This is a genomic window from Neobacillus endophyticus, assembly GCF_013248975.1.
Taxonomy (GTDB): domain Bacteria; phylum Bacillota; class Bacilli; order Bacillales; family Cytobacillaceae; genus Neobacillus; species Neobacillus endophyticus.
Window position 1 is genome coordinate 2,276,986 of record NZ_JABRWH010000001.1, and the last position, 16,256, is coordinate 2,293,241.

General features: G+C 40.0%; 17 protein-coding genes. 10 read left to right on the top strand and 7 right to left on the bottom strand.

Annotation, left to right across the window (positions count from 1 at the left end; all coding sequences use genetic code 11):
- Window positions 1-38: 38 nt before the first annotated feature.
- Entirely contained in the window at window positions 39-1,133 is a 1,095-nt protein-coding gene (locus HPT25_RS11135; RefSeq protein WP_173063720.1) for a Gfo/Idh/MocA family protein, read from the top strand.
- A 56-nt stretch (window positions 1,134-1,189) separates the two neighbouring features.
- Complete coding sequence (locus tag HPT25_RS11140; protein ID WP_173063723.1) at window positions 1,190-2,275, top strand: Gfo/Idh/MocA family protein; 1,086 nt, start codon at window positions 1,190-1,192, stop codon at window positions 2,273-2,275.
- A 66-nt stretch (window positions 2,276-2,341) separates the two neighbouring features.
- On the opposite strand, the gene HPT25_RS11145 is transcribed toward HPT25_RS11140, so the two are convergent.
- Window positions 2,342-3,115 carry an AraC family transcriptional regulator gene (locus HPT25_RS11145; RefSeq protein ID WP_173063728.1) on the bottom strand — a complete coding sequence of 258 codons (774 nt, stop codon included), beginning with the start codon at window positions 3,113-3,115 and terminating at the stop codon, window positions 2,342-2,344.
- A gap of 341 nt (window positions 3,116-3,456) precedes the next feature.
- Between HPT25_RS11145 and HPT25_RS11150 the strand changes: the two genes are divergently transcribed.
- Window positions 3,457-4,425: a sugar phosphate isomerase/epimerase family protein gene (locus tag HPT25_RS11150; RefSeq protein ID WP_173063731.1), complete on the top strand. Its 969-nt coding sequence runs from the start codon at window positions 3,457-3,459 to the stop codon at window positions 4,423-4,425.
- Between the two features lie 117 nt (window positions 4,426-4,542).
- Window positions 4,543-6,213 carry a glycoside hydrolase family 13 protein gene (locus HPT25_RS11155; RefSeq protein WP_173063734.1) on the top strand — a complete coding sequence of 557 codons (1,671 nt, stop codon included), beginning with the start codon at window positions 4,543-4,545 and terminating at the stop codon, window positions 6,211-6,213.
- Between the two features lie 87 nt (window positions 6,214-6,300).
- Here the strand turns inward: HPT25_RS11155 and HPT25_RS11160 are convergent, their stop codons facing one another.
- From HPT25_RS11160 to HPT25_RS11170, 3 genes are all read right to left on the bottom strand, one after another.
- Entirely contained in the window at window positions 6,301-6,687 is a 387-nt protein-coding gene (locus HPT25_RS11160; protein WP_173063738.1) for a YuzC family spore coat inner layer protein, read from the bottom strand.
- 166 nt (window positions 6,688-6,853) lie between these two features.
- On the bottom strand, window positions 6,854-6,985 hold the full coding sequence (locus tag HPT25_RS11165) for a YjcZ family sporulation protein (protein WP_173063741.1): 132 nt from the start codon (window positions 6,983-6,985) through the stop codon (window positions 6,854-6,856).
- A gap of 27 nt (window positions 6,986-7,012) precedes the next feature.
- Window positions 7,013-7,120: a YjcZ family sporulation protein gene (locus tag HPT25_RS11170; RefSeq protein WP_173063744.1), complete on the bottom strand. Its 108-nt coding sequence runs from the start codon at window positions 7,118-7,120 to the stop codon at window positions 7,013-7,015.
- A 177-nt stretch (window positions 7,121-7,297) separates the two neighbouring features.
- Here HPT25_RS11170 and HPT25_RS11175 point away from each other — a divergent pair, with 177 nt between their 5' ends.
- The 4 genes from HPT25_RS11175 to HPT25_RS11190 all read left to right on the top strand — a co-directional run bounded on the left by HPT25_RS11175 (window position 7,298) and on the right by HPT25_RS11190 (window position 11,341).
- Window positions 7,298-7,642, top strand: coding sequence for a rhodanese-like domain-containing protein (locus HPT25_RS11175; protein ID WP_173063747.1), 345 nt, complete (start codon window positions 7,298-7,300; stop codon window positions 7,640-7,642).
- 46 nt (window positions 7,643-7,688) lie between these two features.
- Window positions 7,689-9,008 carry a purine/pyrimidine permease gene (locus HPT25_RS11180; RefSeq protein ID WP_173063750.1) on the top strand — a complete coding sequence of 440 codons (1,320 nt, stop codon included), beginning with the start codon at window positions 7,689-7,691 and terminating at the stop codon, window positions 9,006-9,008.
- 731 nt (window positions 9,009-9,739) lie between these two features.
- Complete coding sequence (locus HPT25_RS11185; RefSeq protein ID WP_173063753.1) at window positions 9,740-10,567, top strand: AraC family ligand binding domain-containing protein; 828 nt, start codon at window positions 9,740-9,742, stop codon at window positions 10,565-10,567.
- A 141-nt stretch (window positions 10,568-10,708) separates the two neighbouring features.
- Complete coding sequence (locus tag HPT25_RS11190; RefSeq protein ID WP_173063756.1) at window positions 10,709-11,341, top strand: LysE family transporter; 633 nt, start codon at window positions 10,709-10,711, stop codon at window positions 11,339-11,341.
- Window positions 11,342-11,437: 96 nt separating this feature from the next.
- On the opposite strand, the gene HPT25_RS11195 is transcribed toward HPT25_RS11190, so the two are convergent.
- From HPT25_RS11195 to HPT25_RS11205, 3 genes are all read right to left on the bottom strand, one after another.
- Window positions 11,438-12,013, bottom strand: a complete 576-nt coding sequence (locus HPT25_RS11195) for a DUF421 domain-containing protein (protein ID WP_173063760.1) — start codon at window positions 12,011-12,013, stop codon at window positions 11,438-11,440.
- 188 nt (window positions 12,014-12,201) lie between these two features.
- On the bottom strand, window positions 12,202-13,950 hold the full coding sequence (gene ade / locus HPT25_RS11200; protein WP_173063762.1) for an adenine deaminase: 1,749 nt from the start codon (window positions 13,948-13,950) through the stop codon (window positions 12,202-12,204).
- 26 nt (window positions 13,951-13,976) lie between these two features.
- Entirely contained in the window at window positions 13,977-14,447 is a 471-nt protein-coding gene (locus HPT25_RS11205; RefSeq protein ID WP_173063765.1) for a nucleoside deaminase, read from the bottom strand.
- 279 nt (window positions 14,448-14,726) lie between these two features.
- Between HPT25_RS11205 and HPT25_RS11210 the strand changes: the two genes are divergently transcribed.
- Together HPT25_RS11210 and HPT25_RS11215 are read left to right on the top strand one after the other, a co-directional pair.
- Entirely contained in the window at window positions 14,727-15,179 is a 453-nt protein-coding gene (locus tag HPT25_RS11210) for an SRPBCC family protein (RefSeq protein ID WP_173063767.1), read from the top strand.
- Window positions 15,180-15,287: 108 nt separating this feature from the next.
- A complete protein-coding gene (locus tag HPT25_RS11215) occupies window positions 15,288-16,223 on the top strand; it encodes a dipeptidase (RefSeq protein ID WP_173063770.1) in 936 nt (311 codons plus the stop codon).
- The last annotated feature ends 33 nt before the right edge of the window (window positions 16,224-16,256 follow it).

A 16,256-nucleotide genomic window follows, 5' to 3' on the forward strand; every position in this document is an offset into this window, starting at 1 on the left:
AATTTCGTTAAAAATCTAAAGTTGGGGGAGTAGAAAACATGACTAAAACATTACGGATCGGAATCATTGGATGCGGCGGGATTGCAAAGGGGAAGCATCTGCCAAGTCTTGCAAAACTTAAGCAAATAGAAATAGCCGCTTTTTGCGATGTAATAGAGGAGCGGGCACAGGAAGCAGCTTTAAAATATGGTATGGAAGGTGCAGCGGTTTACGCAGATTATCGGGACCTCCTAAAGGATCAGACAATTGATGTTGTTCATGTTTGCACACCGAATGATTCTCATGCTGAGATCACTGTGGCTGCTTTGGAAGCTGATAAGCATGTAATGTGCGAAAAACCAATGGCTAAAACCGCAGCAGATGCTAGGAAAATGGTAGAAGCTGCAAATCAGACAGGAAAAAAACTAACTATCGGGTATCAAAATCGCTTTCGTACTGACAGCCAATATTTACAAAAGGTATGCGGACGGGGTGATTTGGGAGAGATCTATTTTGCCAAAGCCCATGCGATACGCAGGCGCGCTGTTCCTACGTGGGGTGTGTTTCTAGATGAAGAGAAACAAGGCGGAGGTCCATTAATCGATATTGGAACACACGCATTGGATTTAACCTTATGGATGATGAATAATTACCAGCCAAAAGTCGTGTTAGGAAGTACATTTCATAAGCTTGGGAAGAAGAAGGATGCTGCAAATGCGTGGGGATCATGGGATCCTGAGAAATTCAAAGTCGAGGATTCTGCTTTCGGATACATTACAATGGAAAATGGCGCAACGATCATCCTTGAATCGAGCTGGGCAATTAATATGCTGCAAACAGGCGAGGCCAAATGTACGCTGTGCGGGACAGAGGGAGGAGCTGATATGTGGGACGGCCTTCGAATCAATGGTGAGAACTTCAGCAAATTATACACGAATTACATCGATTTGGATGCAAAAGGTGTTGATTTTTATGATGGGGAAACTGAAAGTGCAGCAGACCTGGAGGCCAGATTGTGGATTGAAAGTATCCTTAATGATACAGAGCCAGTTGTTAAACCGGAGGAAGCCCTTGTCGTAACGGAAATCTTGGAAGCGATCTATAAATCAGCTCAGACGGGAGAAGCAGTTTATTTGAATAGATTGAATGATTGATTGGCACGGAGATCATCAGTTATGTTAACAAAGTTTAATAAATAAGGAGATTTCAAATGACGAATCGAACGTATCATTTGGTAATTGTCGGTTATGGAGGCATGGGAAGTTATCACGCCAAGCTATTAGAAGATAATCAAAATATAGATGTCATTGGTACCTTTGATATTCTGGAGGAGAGAAGAGAAGCTTCCTTAGCGGACGGATACAAGGCATATGAAAGCCTTTCAGCCGTTTTATCTGACAGCGCGGTAGATTTTGTTCTAATTTCGACTCCAAACGATGTGCATAAAGAAATTGCCGTGGCAGCTTTAAATGCCAAAAAGCATGTTATATGCGAAAAGCCTGTGACCATTTACAGTGAGGAATTACTGGAGATCATGGAAGCGGCAAAACGAAATGATCGGGCATTTATTGTCCATCAAAATCGCAGATGGGATGAAGATTTCCTCACGATTAAGAAGGTATATGATGAGAAACTAATTGGTGATGTTTTTCACATGGAATCAAGGGTTCAAGGAGCAAATGGAATACCTGGAGACTGGCGCCACCTGAAAGTGTATGGGGGAGGCATGCTGCTGGACTGGGGCGTCCATTTATTGGATCAGCTCTTATATATGGTAGACAGTAAGATTGCTAGTGTCTATGCCAATTTAAGTTATATTTTAGGAGATGAAGTAGATGACGGCTTCCAAGTTTTCATTATGTTTGAAAACGGTGTCACCTCTTTGGTGGAAGTTGGTACCACCAATTTCATTCAAATGCCCCGATGGTATGTAAAAGGGACGAAGGGTACAGCCGTCATTAATGATTGGGATATCAATGGCAAAATGGTGATTCAAAATCTGGCCGAAGCAGTGGAAGCACCGAAGCCAATTAAAGCCGGACAAGGATTAACGAAAACGATGGCGCCGCCGTCTGAAAAAGCTGTTCGTTCAACTGATTTACCAAAAGTAGAGCAGGCGATGGAAAGTTTTTATGACAATGTCATTTCGGTTGTTGAAGGCAAAGCAGAACCAATTATCAAAAATGAGGAAGTTTTGCGTGTCCTAAGATTGATGGAAACGATCTTTATATCTGCCGAAACAAATGAGATCATCAAAGATTTCGATTATGTAAACTCTGAAAGTAATATTAAATAATGGAAAATGCCGGACTACGGAACGTTCTAAAGAACTTCCATATTTCCGGCATTTTTTATGAGTCATTTATTCATTTCGTCTGTACGTTCCCGGTGCAACACCATATTTCTTTTTAAAAACTCTGTGAAAATAGGGATAGCTGCCAAAACCGCAATCTATAGCAATTTGTTCAAGTGTTTGTGTCGTGTATTTCATCCGTTCGATGGCCGCAGACAAGCGAATTTCCTGTGCATATTCCATCATTGTTTTTCCAACGCTGCTTTTAAACAGATGGACAGACCGGGAGACGCTGAGTCCGGCATGCTGCGCAACTTCTTCCAATTTAAACGGGATGGTGGCGTGTTCTTCAATGTATCGCATCATTCGTGTTACAGGATATGGATGGCTAAAGGAATGGCCTGTTTCGGTAACAGCTCGTTCAAGAGATAAACAAAGGGCCCGCAGCAAATAGCCAGCAAGTTCTTCGTTTTGACTTTGGGCTGGCCGCCGCTTTTCAATCATGATTTGCCGCCATAAAGACAGCAGCTTTTCATCCAGATCAATCCTGGAAACATCCGGCTTTTCGGAACGGTTCCACCATTCATCAATCCAAGCTCCCTCGCAGCCTAAATGATAGTCTGCACTGTTTTGTCCGGCTTGGACGAGGAGTTCGTAGTGATCTCCAGGCTTAATAAGCAAAAGATCTCCTTTCCCAAGCTCTACCGTTCTTCCCTTGACTACTACCTCGCAAAGCCCCTCTGTTTGCAGACGAAAAAGATAAATTGGGTATCCGGATTTATATTGGGAATGGTAACCATTTATATGATAAGAATAGCCGCAAAATAATATGTTCTCCGACATATACTCCCTCTAATCTTAAAAAGTAGCAAAATAGTAGATTTTTCAATTATATCATCTATGTTAATTTATAGAAATAAACTATAAGATGTAATCAAATTAGTAATGTTCATGTCGACAGCACTAAAATGACTCTATATGTTGCTGGAACTAGAGTTTCAAGTTCAATATTTTCCACCCTTTGCGTCAATGTAAGCCGTTTCATTCGATTATTCATACTTTAAAATAAAAAGTAGAGTGAACGATGGGAAGGCAAAACCACTTTAGTTTCAGAAGAAAATCAATAAGTCGTTTTTACAGCAGTTTTAGTTGTACATCTCAAGCTATGAGAGAGGGGAATTATTTTGAAACTAGGAGTATTTACCGTTTTGTTCGCGGAAAAGTCATTTGAGGAAATGCTTGATCTTGTTAAAGAAGCTGGGCTTCATGCGGTGGAGATTGGTACGGGCTGCTATCCGGGAAGCAGCCATTGTGATGTGGATGGATTATTGGAAAGTGAACAGGCCCGCCGTGAGTATCTTCAAAAGGTGGAAGAAAGAGGTCTGATTATTAGCGCTTTTAGCTGCCATGGCAACCCGATTTCTCCAGAACAAGAATTTGCAAAGCAGTCACACGAAACCCTTTTAAAAACAATTAAGTTAGCCTCCTTATTAGGAGTGCCTGTTGTAAACTGTTTTTCCGGCACCGCGGGTGACCATGAAGGAGCCAAATATCCAAACTGGCCTGTTACCCCATGGCCGAATGAGTATAGTGACGTTCGAAAATGGCAATGGGAAGAGAAACTTATCCCCTATTGGAAAGAAGTGGGCTTATTTGCGAAGGAGCACAATGTAAAAATAGGCCTTGAACTACACGGAGGCTTTTTAGTTCATACACCTTACACATTATTAAAATTACGCGAGGAAACATGTGATGCCATCGGCGCAAATCTAGATCCAAGCCATTTATGGTGGCAGGGAATTGACCCGGTTGCAGCAATTAAAATTTTGGCAAAAGAAAAGGCGATCCATCATTTCCATGCCAAAGACACATACATTGACCAGGATAATGTCAATATGTATGGATTAACGGACATGCAGCCATACGGGGAAGTGCAAACACGTGCCTGGACCTTCCGCTCGGTCGGTTGCGGTCATAGTTTAAAAGATTGGACCGATATGATGAGTGCATTAAGGACATATGGTTATGACTATGTAATCAGCATCGAGCACGAAGACCCGATTATGTCGATCGATGAGGGATTGAAACGTGCTATTTTGAACTTAAAATCTGTTCTTATTGAAGAGCCTATTTCCCAAATGTGGTGGGCTTAATTTAAACCAAATTTTCCGTTCTTACGTGACAAAATGGTGAAAGACACATGGGACACGAAGAAGGCTTCAACGAATAAACGAAAATCCAGTCATATATATGGAAAAATGAGGTGCAGCATGAGTAAAAAATGGTGGAAAGAAAGTATTGCTTATCAGGTTTATCCCCGCAGTTTCATGGATAGCAATGGCGACGGAATTGGGGATTTAAAAGGAATAACTTCAAAATTAGACTACTTGAAGGATTTAGGGATTGATGTCATTTGGATTTGCCCGATGTATAAATCACCAAATGATGATAACGGTTACGATATTTCTGATTACCAGGATATTATGAATGATTTCGGGACAATGGCCGATTTTGATGAACTGTTGGAAGAGGTTCATAAGCGCGGCATGAAATTGATTTTGGACCTGGTAATCAACCATACAAGTGATGAACATCCATGGTTTATCGAATCCCGCTCCTCGAAGGACAATCCGAAGCGTGATTGGTACATTTGGAGCGATGGAAAAGATGAAAAGGAGCCAAATAACTGGGAATCAATTTTTAGCGGCCCTGCGTGGAAATTTGATGAAGAAACCGATCAGTATTTCATGCACATCTTCTCCGAGCGCCAGCCTGATTTGAATTGGGAAAATCCCGAAGTGCGGGCTGCCTTGGCGGATATGGTGAACTGGTGGCTTGATAAAGGAATTGACGGCTTCCGAGTTGATGCGATTTCCCATATCAAAAAAGAACCGGGATTTCCTGATATGCCAAATCCGAAAGAATTGGATTACGTCCCTTGTTTTGAATACATGATGAATGTTGAGGGAATTGATGAATTTCTTTCGGAATTCTCACAAAAGACGCTTAAAAACTATGACATCATGACCGTTGGTGAAGCCAATGGAGTTGGACTCGATGACGCCGAAAAATGGGTTGGCGAAGAAAATGGCTATTTCAATATGATTTTTCAGTTTGAATTTTTGGACCTATGGGATAAGGACGTTAATGGTTCCATCAATGTTCGTATCTTGAAAAAGATCTTAACCAAATGGCAGCTTGGTCTGGAAGGAAGAGGCTGGAACGCATTATTCATCGAAAACCATGACCAGCCCCGCAGGGTTTCGAGCTGGGGGAATGACAAGGAGTATTGGAAAGAAAGTGCCAAAATGCTTGGAGCGCTTTATTTCTTAATGAAAGGGACACCGTTTATTTATCAGGGACAGGAAATTGGCATGACCAATGTTCATTTCCCTTCGATAGAAGATTACAATGACGTAGGAATGATTAATTATTACAAGATAGAATCGGAAAAGGGACGGTCTCATGAGGAGATTATGAAGGTTGTTTGGGAGAAAGGCCGTGATAATGCCCGCACACCAATGCAATGGGATTCTTCGAGCATGGCAGGGTTCACAACCTCGGGGCATACATGGCTTGGAATAAACCCGAATTATAAGGAGATTAATGTAGCCAATCAATGGGGTGACCCTGATTCAATTCTAAGTTTCTATAAAAAATTAATCCAATTAAGAAAAGAGAATCCGATATTTGTTTACGGCACTTACGAATTATTATTGCCGAATCATCCGAGACTGTTTGTATATACAAGAAAATTAGGCAGTAAAAAGGTGATCATCATAAATAATTTCAGTAAAAAATCAACCAGACTAAAGGTTCCATCTCAAGTATCCTATAAGGCTTCCGAACTTGTTTTAAATAATTATGACTCTGCCGACCATCAATTACGAAGAGAATTTACGTTAAAGCCTTATGAAACAAGGGTATATTTTTTGAAATAGCAAAAGAAGACTGGCCTATTTCATGAGCGCCAGTCTTCTTTTGCTTAAGAGTACTGATGACCGATTTTATATATGGACGAAACAGGGTCAAAGTCCCCATTTCATCGAAACAGCCAATGTACAGCAGCTAAGCGGCTGTTGCTGTGTAGTTTGGGAGGAAAGAGTAAAGATAACGCCAGACGGAGTAAATTTTGTTTCTGCAGGCACTTTCAGGCCGACAGATTTAACTAAGCGATCCACTTCAGCCTTATTACCTTGCTGTGCAGCACTCATCATTTTAAAAGCAAAGCTGCTATCCCCCAAGCGGTCCAGCAGGATACTTCCTTGTTCCATTAATAAGCGGAATGACTTAATTGAACTAGCAAATATTTTCGTATCAACGGGCGGATAAGGGCGATGTGGCTGATGGACGTAATATCCTGAATAAGGAGGTGTGGGAGGATAAACGGGATACTGAAAATAATGGTGGTACATATTTATTCCCCTTCCATTTTAAAAAGCACAAGGCACTATACGTTATGTGATTTAGGGACATTTGGTTACGAGGATGAGTTTTGACTTGAACGTAAAATAGATAAAAAAATAGGAAGCTTCTTGGAGCAGAAGCTTCCCATCTTTATTTGACGTGCGTTAGTAACTTTTAATAAAAGCAAGCAGCTCCAACAATGATTAACAAGATAAATAATACAACAATGAGGACAAATGTTCCGCCATAACCAAAGCCCCCATAACCGCAGCCACCGCCGTATCCAAATCCACCGTAACCCCACATAGTAAGTTCCCCTTTCACATTTTTTATTTAATAATAAAAACCGCCAAATCCGGCAACAAAGCCGGCTCCTACAATAATCAGGAGGATAAATAGTACAACAATCAAAGCAAAACCGCCGCCATATCCATCAGCCATTTTATGCACCTCCCATTTTTTAGCTATTACAAAGTATGTAAAGGGAAGTAATTTTGGAAGGGCTAAAACCCATCTTTAAAATAAGGATTGGGAGCTGGATCAATGAGGGGAAGTTTTTCGTTTCTCGAAATAAACAATTTCATGTTATGATAATGACTATAATGGAGGTGTTTTAAGATGACCGTAAAAAAAATAATAGCAAAAGAACTTTATGAACGGATTCCATCATCAGAAAAAACATTCGTACTAGATGTTCGGGCGGAAGAAAAGTACAACGAGTTTCACATAGAAGCTGCACAATTTGAAAGCCATAATATTCCTAAGACAGTGATTTTTGAACTAGATGAACTCGGTGAAAATCAGGTATCTTTGCCGAAGGATAAGGAAATTATTGTGACCTGTACAACGGGAAATTCTGCTGCAAAATGTGCAGAGATCCTCGACCGTTTAAACTTTAATGTTAAGGTTTTAGAGGGTGGCGTTACGGCTTGGAAGGAATACATCAGGTCCATAAATAAGTAAAATAAGTTACTCCAACTCTACATAGATTTAAGAAGGGGTAAAAAATATGATCGAACGAAAGAAACAGGGCAGCGCTTTGTTATTGGGGGTACAAGGGGCCCAGTGGGCAGTTTTAATGTTGACGAATATGATTGCGGTGCCTGTTGTCGTAGGTGCAGCCTTCCATATGCAACCAGCTGAAATTTCTACCTTTATGCAGCGTATGCTGCTCGTCAGTGGTGCTGCCACGTTAATCCAGGTATTATTTGGCCACCGGCTTCCTATTGCTGAAGGAGCGGCAGGAATGTGGTGGGCCATCTTTATTTTGCTTGGAGACATGAGCGCGCACGGGAACAGCGGTCATGTATTGCAGCAACTTGAGCTGGGGATGATGACTGCTGGCGTTTTACTGGCAGTGTTAAGTCTAATGCCGATCATTGAAAAAATCCGTAATTTATTTACACCGATCGTTAATGGTGTTTATCTAATTTTGCTAGTCAGTCAAATGAGCGGCTCCTTTTTTAAAAGCATGCTTGGGGTTACGGCTACTAACCAGTTAAATGGAAAAATTACAGCCATTTGCTTAGTGGAAGTTATCATCATCCTGTGGATTTCCCTTAAAGCAAAGGGAATTTTGAAAAGTATGGGCCCGCTCATTGGAATTGCAGTTGGATGGCTGTTATTTGATTGGTTCGGCTTTACCCATTCCGGAAAAACATATGAAGCTGCAGGCTGGTTTGCTATTCCCACGTTATTTTCCTGGGGAATGCCCAGATTTGATTTTGGCGTTTTGTTAACATCGATTATTACAGCAGTTGTGCTTATATCCAATGTGATTGCCAGCATTTTGGTTGTTGGGATTGCACTTGAAAAAGAAGTACAGCCAAAACAATTTCAAAAAGGGATTTTCGGTAATGGTGCTGGCCTGGTCCTATCGGGACTTTTTTCTGTTGTCGGGGTGGTGCCTCTATCTGTTTCGGCAGGTTTTATTACAACAACAGGGATTACTTCCAAGCGTCCATTGGTTATCGGTGCTGTTTTCATATTAGCGGCTGGCTTTTTCCCGAATATCGGTGAATTTTTTGCCAAAATGCCTTTAGAGGTCGGATATGCATCCTTGTTTGTTCTATTCTCTCAAATTATGGGATTTGGGGTTCGCGATTTAATGGGGCAGGTGCCGTCATCCAGAAATCTGTTGGTCATTGGTCTTTCTTTAATGGGCGGAATTGGTATGATGTTCTTGCCGCCATCTGCCTTTGAAAGTGTTTCACCCTGGTTGCGTAATATTGCTGCGAACGGTTTATTAGTCGGATTAATCCTTTGTTTATTATTAGAACACGTTATATTTAAGGAGAAGAAGGATCAGCTTGGCAGAGATTCTAGATAAAACAGAGGAAATCGATAAGATGCCATAGTTAATTAATTTAGTACTTACTTATCTATAGTCTGATTTGATCCCAAGAAGTTAGACTAGAGATATTAGGCAATGACTTCGGCGTGAGTTCGGTATAGCACCTGACTCACGCCTTTTAATTTTGCTCTTATAGTAGGGGGCGAGATGGGGGCAAGTCCCCGGGCTCTATGTTCTGCCCCGACTGTCGTTATTATAAGACATAATCAAAAAGGTCAACCTGTAAACTGACTAATCTAATATTACGATGGGGCACAATTTTTTAGTATAAACTTTTTCGTCACACCTTTTCGATAAAATCATGACTAATTGATGAACCTATTTTTGAAACAGCCACATTTCTTAAACTGGAAATGTGGCTGTTGTGTTTTAAAATTAACAGTTTTATTTGCACTGACAAGTCAATGTGTATTGTAATCTTCAAAAAAGATAAATCAATTTAATAATCGTTCTATTCTTAAATAGTTATAAAATGGTCTTAAAAAACTTTTTCTAAAGAAATGCTGAAAAAACAGACAAATTAATACGACAAGCTGGCTATAAAGACAAAATCGATTTAAAATGGTTTTTTTATTCATGTCTGATCCAGTTATTTATTATATTTTTGGGACAACTAAATGAATGTCTCAAGCGCAATATCATACAAGAAAAGTTTTACAGTAAATGATATTTTTAGAATTGCCATTACATTGTAGGAGGATAGCTGGATGTCAAATGAAATCCGAACAGTTTATCTTGATCCTTATTTAAACATCGAAACCTATCGCTTTAAGGGAATCATGCAGAAGTTTCCTGCTCACTTTCATGAATATTATGTGATCGGCTTTATTGAAGAAGGACAGCGTTATTTGGTTTGCAAAGGTGAAGAATACATTATTAATCCAGGAGATTTATTATTGTTCAACCCGTATGATACTCATAGTTGCGAGCAGATAGACGGTAAAACGCTGGATTATCGCTGCATCAATGTGAAACCAGAAGTTATGAAAAAGGCAGTGTTAGAGATTAATGGTAATGAAAACCTCCCATACTTCAAGCAAAGCGTCGTATATCATAGCGAGAGTGTATCCAATTTAAGAGAGCTACACTTAAAAATTTCAGATGGTGGGAGTGCGTTTAAGAAGGAGGAGTTGTTTTTATATTTATTGGAAGAACTAATTCAGTCACATTCTGAGCTTACAATCCTCTCATCAAGCTCTGAAACCTCTCACGAAATCAAACTAGTGTGTAACTATTTGGAGGAAAATTATACAAAAATGATTACACTTAATGATTTGAGTAATATAACGGGATGGAGCAAGTATCGCTTACTAAGATCATTTACAAAACAAAAGGGAATTTCTCCTTATAGCTACCTGGAAACGATTCGAATAAATCATGCGAAAAAGCTTTTGGAACAAGGTGTAAAGCCCATCGAAGTGACTTTTCTAACAGGATTTAGTGATCAAAGCCACTTAACTAAATTCTTTAAAAGATTAGTGGGGTTAACCCCTAAACAATATATGAGAATTTTTGAAAGTGAAGGAGAAACATAATGGGGCAGCTTGAAACAAAATGCGTGCTTGTAAATCGTTTAACGGGAGGTTTTTCTCTGCTAAAATAGACCAGCTAGTTTTCGCATAAGAACAGAAATTGCTAGCCGAATTGTACAATGGATAAAAAAGAGGAGGAGTAGAATGAATAACTTGCTTGCATATATCTTAATGGCCCTTATGATGTCTATGCTGCCCGGTGCAGATACGGTCCTTATTATGAAAAATACGCTTAATCATGGAGCAAAAGCTGGACGCTGTACGATCCTCGGGATGGCGACAGGCCTTACCTTCTGGACTATAATTGCCGTTCTCGGTTTGTCAGTTGTCATTGCTAGGTCAGTATTTCTTTTCAACGCAATTAAGTATTTAGGAGCAGGCTACTTGTTTTATTTAGGTGTAAGGGTATTTTTCACTAAAAATGCACTTTCATTAGAAGCTGTTGAAGCTGAACGGCAGCGTTCAATTGACAAGCCATCGCGCCATCATTATAAAGAATCCTATTTACAAGGGACAATCAGTAATATTCTTAACCCCAAGACTGTATTGGTCTACATAACGTTTATGCCCCAATTCATTAATCTTAATAGAAACACAAATCAGCAACTGATTGAATTAGGATTGATCCTTACCATAATAGCAGTCGGATGGTTTTTAATCTTGGTTCATCTTTTAGATCATGTAAAAAATTGGTTGAAAAAACCTACATTTCAAAAAGTATTTCAAAAATCTACTGGCGTAATGTTAATAGGGTTTGGAGTGAAAACTGTCATTTAAATTCCTTTATAACACCCCTAGATAAATACAGGATGGTGAAAAGAGATGGCTATATCTGAGTTGGTTTTGATGGGACCTTACTCCACTTTCTTATTATCAATGAGTTGGATTATTATTTGTTTGGTGCTCATGAACAAGCTCCTTAAAAACATGAGGCTGATTCACTAATTGTTGGACTATACTCGATTGTAATTGATTCAAAGTTTGTTCTAGCTCTCCAAGTGTTACAGGCTTAGCATGTTTCATTAACTCATATCCTAGCTGACCAGTGATTTCTATTGATGCACTTTTGACATCAGCGACAGACGAAATCCCGTTTTCCCTTAATCTTGCTTCCAATTGGTCAAGGGAAATGCGAAGTTTTTTTAGATTTTTGGAAATAACTTTTCCATCTTGAATAACCGGTGTTGCATTTCCTACAAATATTTTATTAATAATATAAAATTTAATCGATAAAAACTGAATAAGGATAAGAAGCGTTATAAGAGCACAGAAGGTAAGGATCGTTTTTAATAAGCCAGTCTCTGAAATAGCATGACCTGTAGTCGAGGCGATCGCCAAAATTGTGATCACTTCCAATCCGGACATTTGTGCCACCGTTTTTTTACCTGCAATCCGTAATAAGCAAAACCCTGTAAATAATATAGCTATTGATTCCCAAATGTAATTCATAGCAGTCCTCAATTTAAACATAATTTATTAACCTTTTTAAATTTCCCCTTTATTACTTAAATATACTTTCTTTTCTATATTGGAATCTCAAAGTTGAAGTGGCTGTAAATATTTGTTGAACAAAAAAGGATAGGCGTGCGGATTTATTTTAGCTCACCTATCCTTCCTTTTGATCGATTTTGGGTTTTTTAGGAATGATTAGTATCAATATGTTCAAATCTTGAGACCTGGAACAATCCCTGAACGGTTAGCTTTAATTCTGGTATAACAGGGAGAGCCAGGAATGATAAAGTTAGAAATGGGTTGAAATGTCCATGCGCGCCAAGTTTTTTTAGAGCAAGATTTACTTGGTTTAGATCAGAGTAAACTTCCTGATAGGGACGCTCTGACATTAATCCAGCAATCGATAGCTTCAGTGAAGCAATGATTTCCCCTTCATTAATAACGACCAAGCCGCCTTGCATATTTTTGATGGCATTTGCTGCAGCTGCCATATCATGATCATTGGTGCCCGCGATGATAAGATTATGGGAATCATGGGCGATTGTGGTGGCGATGGCTCCAGATTTTAAACCGAGACCTTTAACGATGCCTAAACCTATTTTGTTTGTCAGGTGATGGCGTTCAATCACTGCCAGCTTTAATTGGTCCTTTTCTATAGATGTTTGAAATAATCCATCAGGGCCACTTTCGACTTGTTCAACAATATGACGGGTTATAAGGCTGTTCGGAATAATTTCAATTATATTTGCTGACGTTTTCTTTAATGGGATATGAAAATGACTGTCTGAGATATCTTGGAATCGGACTGAATTTTTTAATGAAAAGGATTCATCTGCCGTTCTGTTTTCAGAGCTATTTTCGATCAGACAGCCATTTTCTACGACATGTTTCCCAGTTTTAAAAACATCTGTAATTTGGATGGTTTCAAGATCTTGGAACAAAATAAAGTCTGCTTTGAAACCAGGGGCGATGGCTCCTTGATCTTTGAGGCCAAAGCATTCTGCCGAATTGATGGTAGCCATTTGAATGGCAGTTATCGTTGAAAGTCCGGAAGTAATTGAAATCCTGACATTGTGATCGATACTGCCTTCATGGATAAGGTCGTCTAAATGCTTATCATCCGTAACGAATAGGCAGCGGCGAGCATTCCGCTCGTTAACCACAGGAAGCAGCTGCTGCAAATCCTTTGCTACGGTCCCTTCACGAATCATCAGGTACATCCCTCTTCTAAGCCGTTCCTTTGCTTCCTCAGCTGTGGTGCTCTCATGATCCGTCCGAATGCCTGCTGCAGCGTAAACATTTAAATCCATGGCAGTAAGACCTGCAGCGTGGCCATCAATTTTTTTTCCAGCTTGTTCTGTGTAAGTTAACTTTTTGAGCATGTCTTCGTCAGCCGTTTTGACTGCAGGAAAGTTCATGACTTCTGCCAGTCCAAGTACCCTAGGATGTTGAAGAAATGGCTGCAAATCATCACTGGTTAAAATAGCACCATTGATTTCAAATTCGGTTGCCGGGACACAGGAAGGAAGCATGATATAAACGTCAAATGGCAGGTTTTCTGTCGAATCAATCATATATTGGATTCCGTCCGCACCAAAAACGTTGGCAATTTCGTGTGGGTCCGCCACCACGCATGTGATCCCATGCGGAAGGAGGACTTTTGCGAATTCAGCAGGAGTAACCATAGAAGATTCAATATGAACGTGGCCATCAATAAAAGCAGGTGCCACGTACCGGCCTTGGGCATCGATGATCTTTTCTCCTTGGTAGTTTCCAATGCCGACAAAATATCCATCTGTAATGGCAATGTCTCCTTCGATAATTTCTCCATTAAAAACATCGATGATTTTCCCGTTTTTAATAACAAGATCGGCAGGCTTTCGACCGGAGGCTGCCGCAATTTTATTGTTTAATGCAAATAGTTCCTGCTTCATTCCATACATCCTCTTTTTCATTTAGATTAATATTCAATCTTCATTTTTGAAGACTCCCATGTGCGAAACGGCAAGTCCCCCTCCTGAAGAGAAAATTGCTTCATTGCTATTTTCCTTTGTTCGTTGGGAAGTTCCAGCTGTTCATAAATAAATTGATCATCAAAGCCTATTTTTGCAGCATCTTCCTTTGTACAGGCGTAATAAACCGCCCGTGGTCTTGCCCAATAAATCGCTCCAATACACATGGGACAAGGTTCACAGCTAGTATAGATGTCACAGTCAGTAAGTTGAAAGTTACTTAAATATTGGCAGGCCGCCCGAATCGCTTGAACCTCTGCGTGAGCAGTAGGATCATTTACCGCTGTAACTTCATTTCGCCCCACACCGATAATTATTCCGTCTTTGACTACCAGTGCGCCAAAAGGCCCTCCATGGTTAGTTTTAACATTATCATAAGCAATGTCAATTGCTTTTTTCATAAAATCTACCTTTGACATAAAAAACCTCTCCAATCCTCGGCTCTTTTCTATAAAAATAGCTCTAGATTATGAACGTTGATCCTAATTATTCTCGATTGTTACGTCAGGGCCAAAAATTAAATGTTAGCTTACATTCCATTATTCAATAATATTCCAAAAATAGCGTGGGTGTTGAAAGATTTTCTTACGAACATTTTTTCAGGATTCAGGTCAGAAGGACAACTTTCAAAAAATATGAAGGGGTTATTTTATAAGATATAATAGGAATATCTTCTAAAATAGAAAGAGGGCTAATCAATGGGAAAATTATTTGTGGACGAAACGATTGAAATAAATGCTCCAGTTGCTAAGGTATGGGATGCAATTACCCAACGTGAAAACACGGATAAATGGGCATTGGAATTCTCAAGCGGTGGCCCGGAATTTCATATTGAATCCATTTGGGAGCTTGGCAGTCCTGTATATTGGAAAGGACAGGACGGGACAGTGATTGTCGAAGGTAATGTTACAGCCCTTGAGCCCAATCAATTATTAAGATTTACCGTTTTTGATGTTCGTATGGAGGAGAGACCAGAGGTGACGGAAGAAGATGGGATTACCTTCCGATTATCTGAAGAAAATGGAAAAACCCATTTGCATATTCTTCAAGGGGATTTTTCTTCTATGGAGAATGGAAAGTTCTATCGCGACTCGAGTGCTGTCATTTGGGATCGAGTGCTTCCGAAGATTAAGGAGTTATCGGAAAAGTAGAAGATGTGTTAAAAGGAGCTGGAGCAAATGGTTGCTTGCTCTTTTTTTAACTTTTTATAACGATATGAAGTGAAAGTTTTTTAATGACGAAAAAAGGAGTCGACTCATATGAATATCATTGATTTCCATTGTGATGTGCTGATGAAGCTTTCGGAAAGCAAGGGTTCACTTTTGTTTGCTGATGCGCCAGAATTGCAGGCGAATAAAGCCCGGTTGCAGCAGGGACGAGTAAAAGTCCAATGCTTTGCTATTTTTATTGAACCGGATTTGCCATCAGACCAGAAATTTCAGGAAGCACTGGAACAGGTTCATTATTTTTATAATGAAGTTCTTGGAAAAAACCCGGACATGGTACATATTAAAAACTGGGCTGATTTTGACAAAATTAAGCTTGGACAGATTGGGGCGATGCTGACACTGGAGGGTGTGGATGCAATCGGTAATGATCTGATGAAACTTGAGACTCTTTATCGGCTGGGTGTCCTTTCTGTAGGTCTGACCTGGAATAATGCGAACTTGGCAGCTGATGGTGCAGGGGAGCCCCGTGGGGGAGGACTCACACTGTTCGGTAAAAACATTGTAGCATTAAACAATAAGCATCAAATACTAACTGATGTTTCCCATTTAAGTGAGAGAGCTTTCTGGGATGTGATGGAACTGGCAGAGTATCCAATTGCCAGCCATTCGAACGCCAAAGCATTGTGCGATCATCCGCGTAATTTAACAGATGCTCAGGCTTCGGCCATGTTTCAAAAAGGCGGCATGATCCATGTGGTCTATAATCCACCTTTTGTGAATGCATCTGGAGAGGCTGGAATCAGCGACCTTATAAGGCATATTGATCACTTTTGTTCATTAGGCGGGGTGAAGCAAATCGGGTTAGGTTCTGATTTCGATGGGATTACGAATTTTATTGCGGACTTAGAGGATGCATCGAAAAACCAAAATCTGATCAATGAACTTTTAAAATATTATTCTGAAGAAGAGGTAAGAGGGTTTGCCTCCCAAAACTTCCTCGACCACAGGCCCAGAATCCGAGTGTAGCTCAGGTTACCGCGATAGAAAGATTTCGAAAGA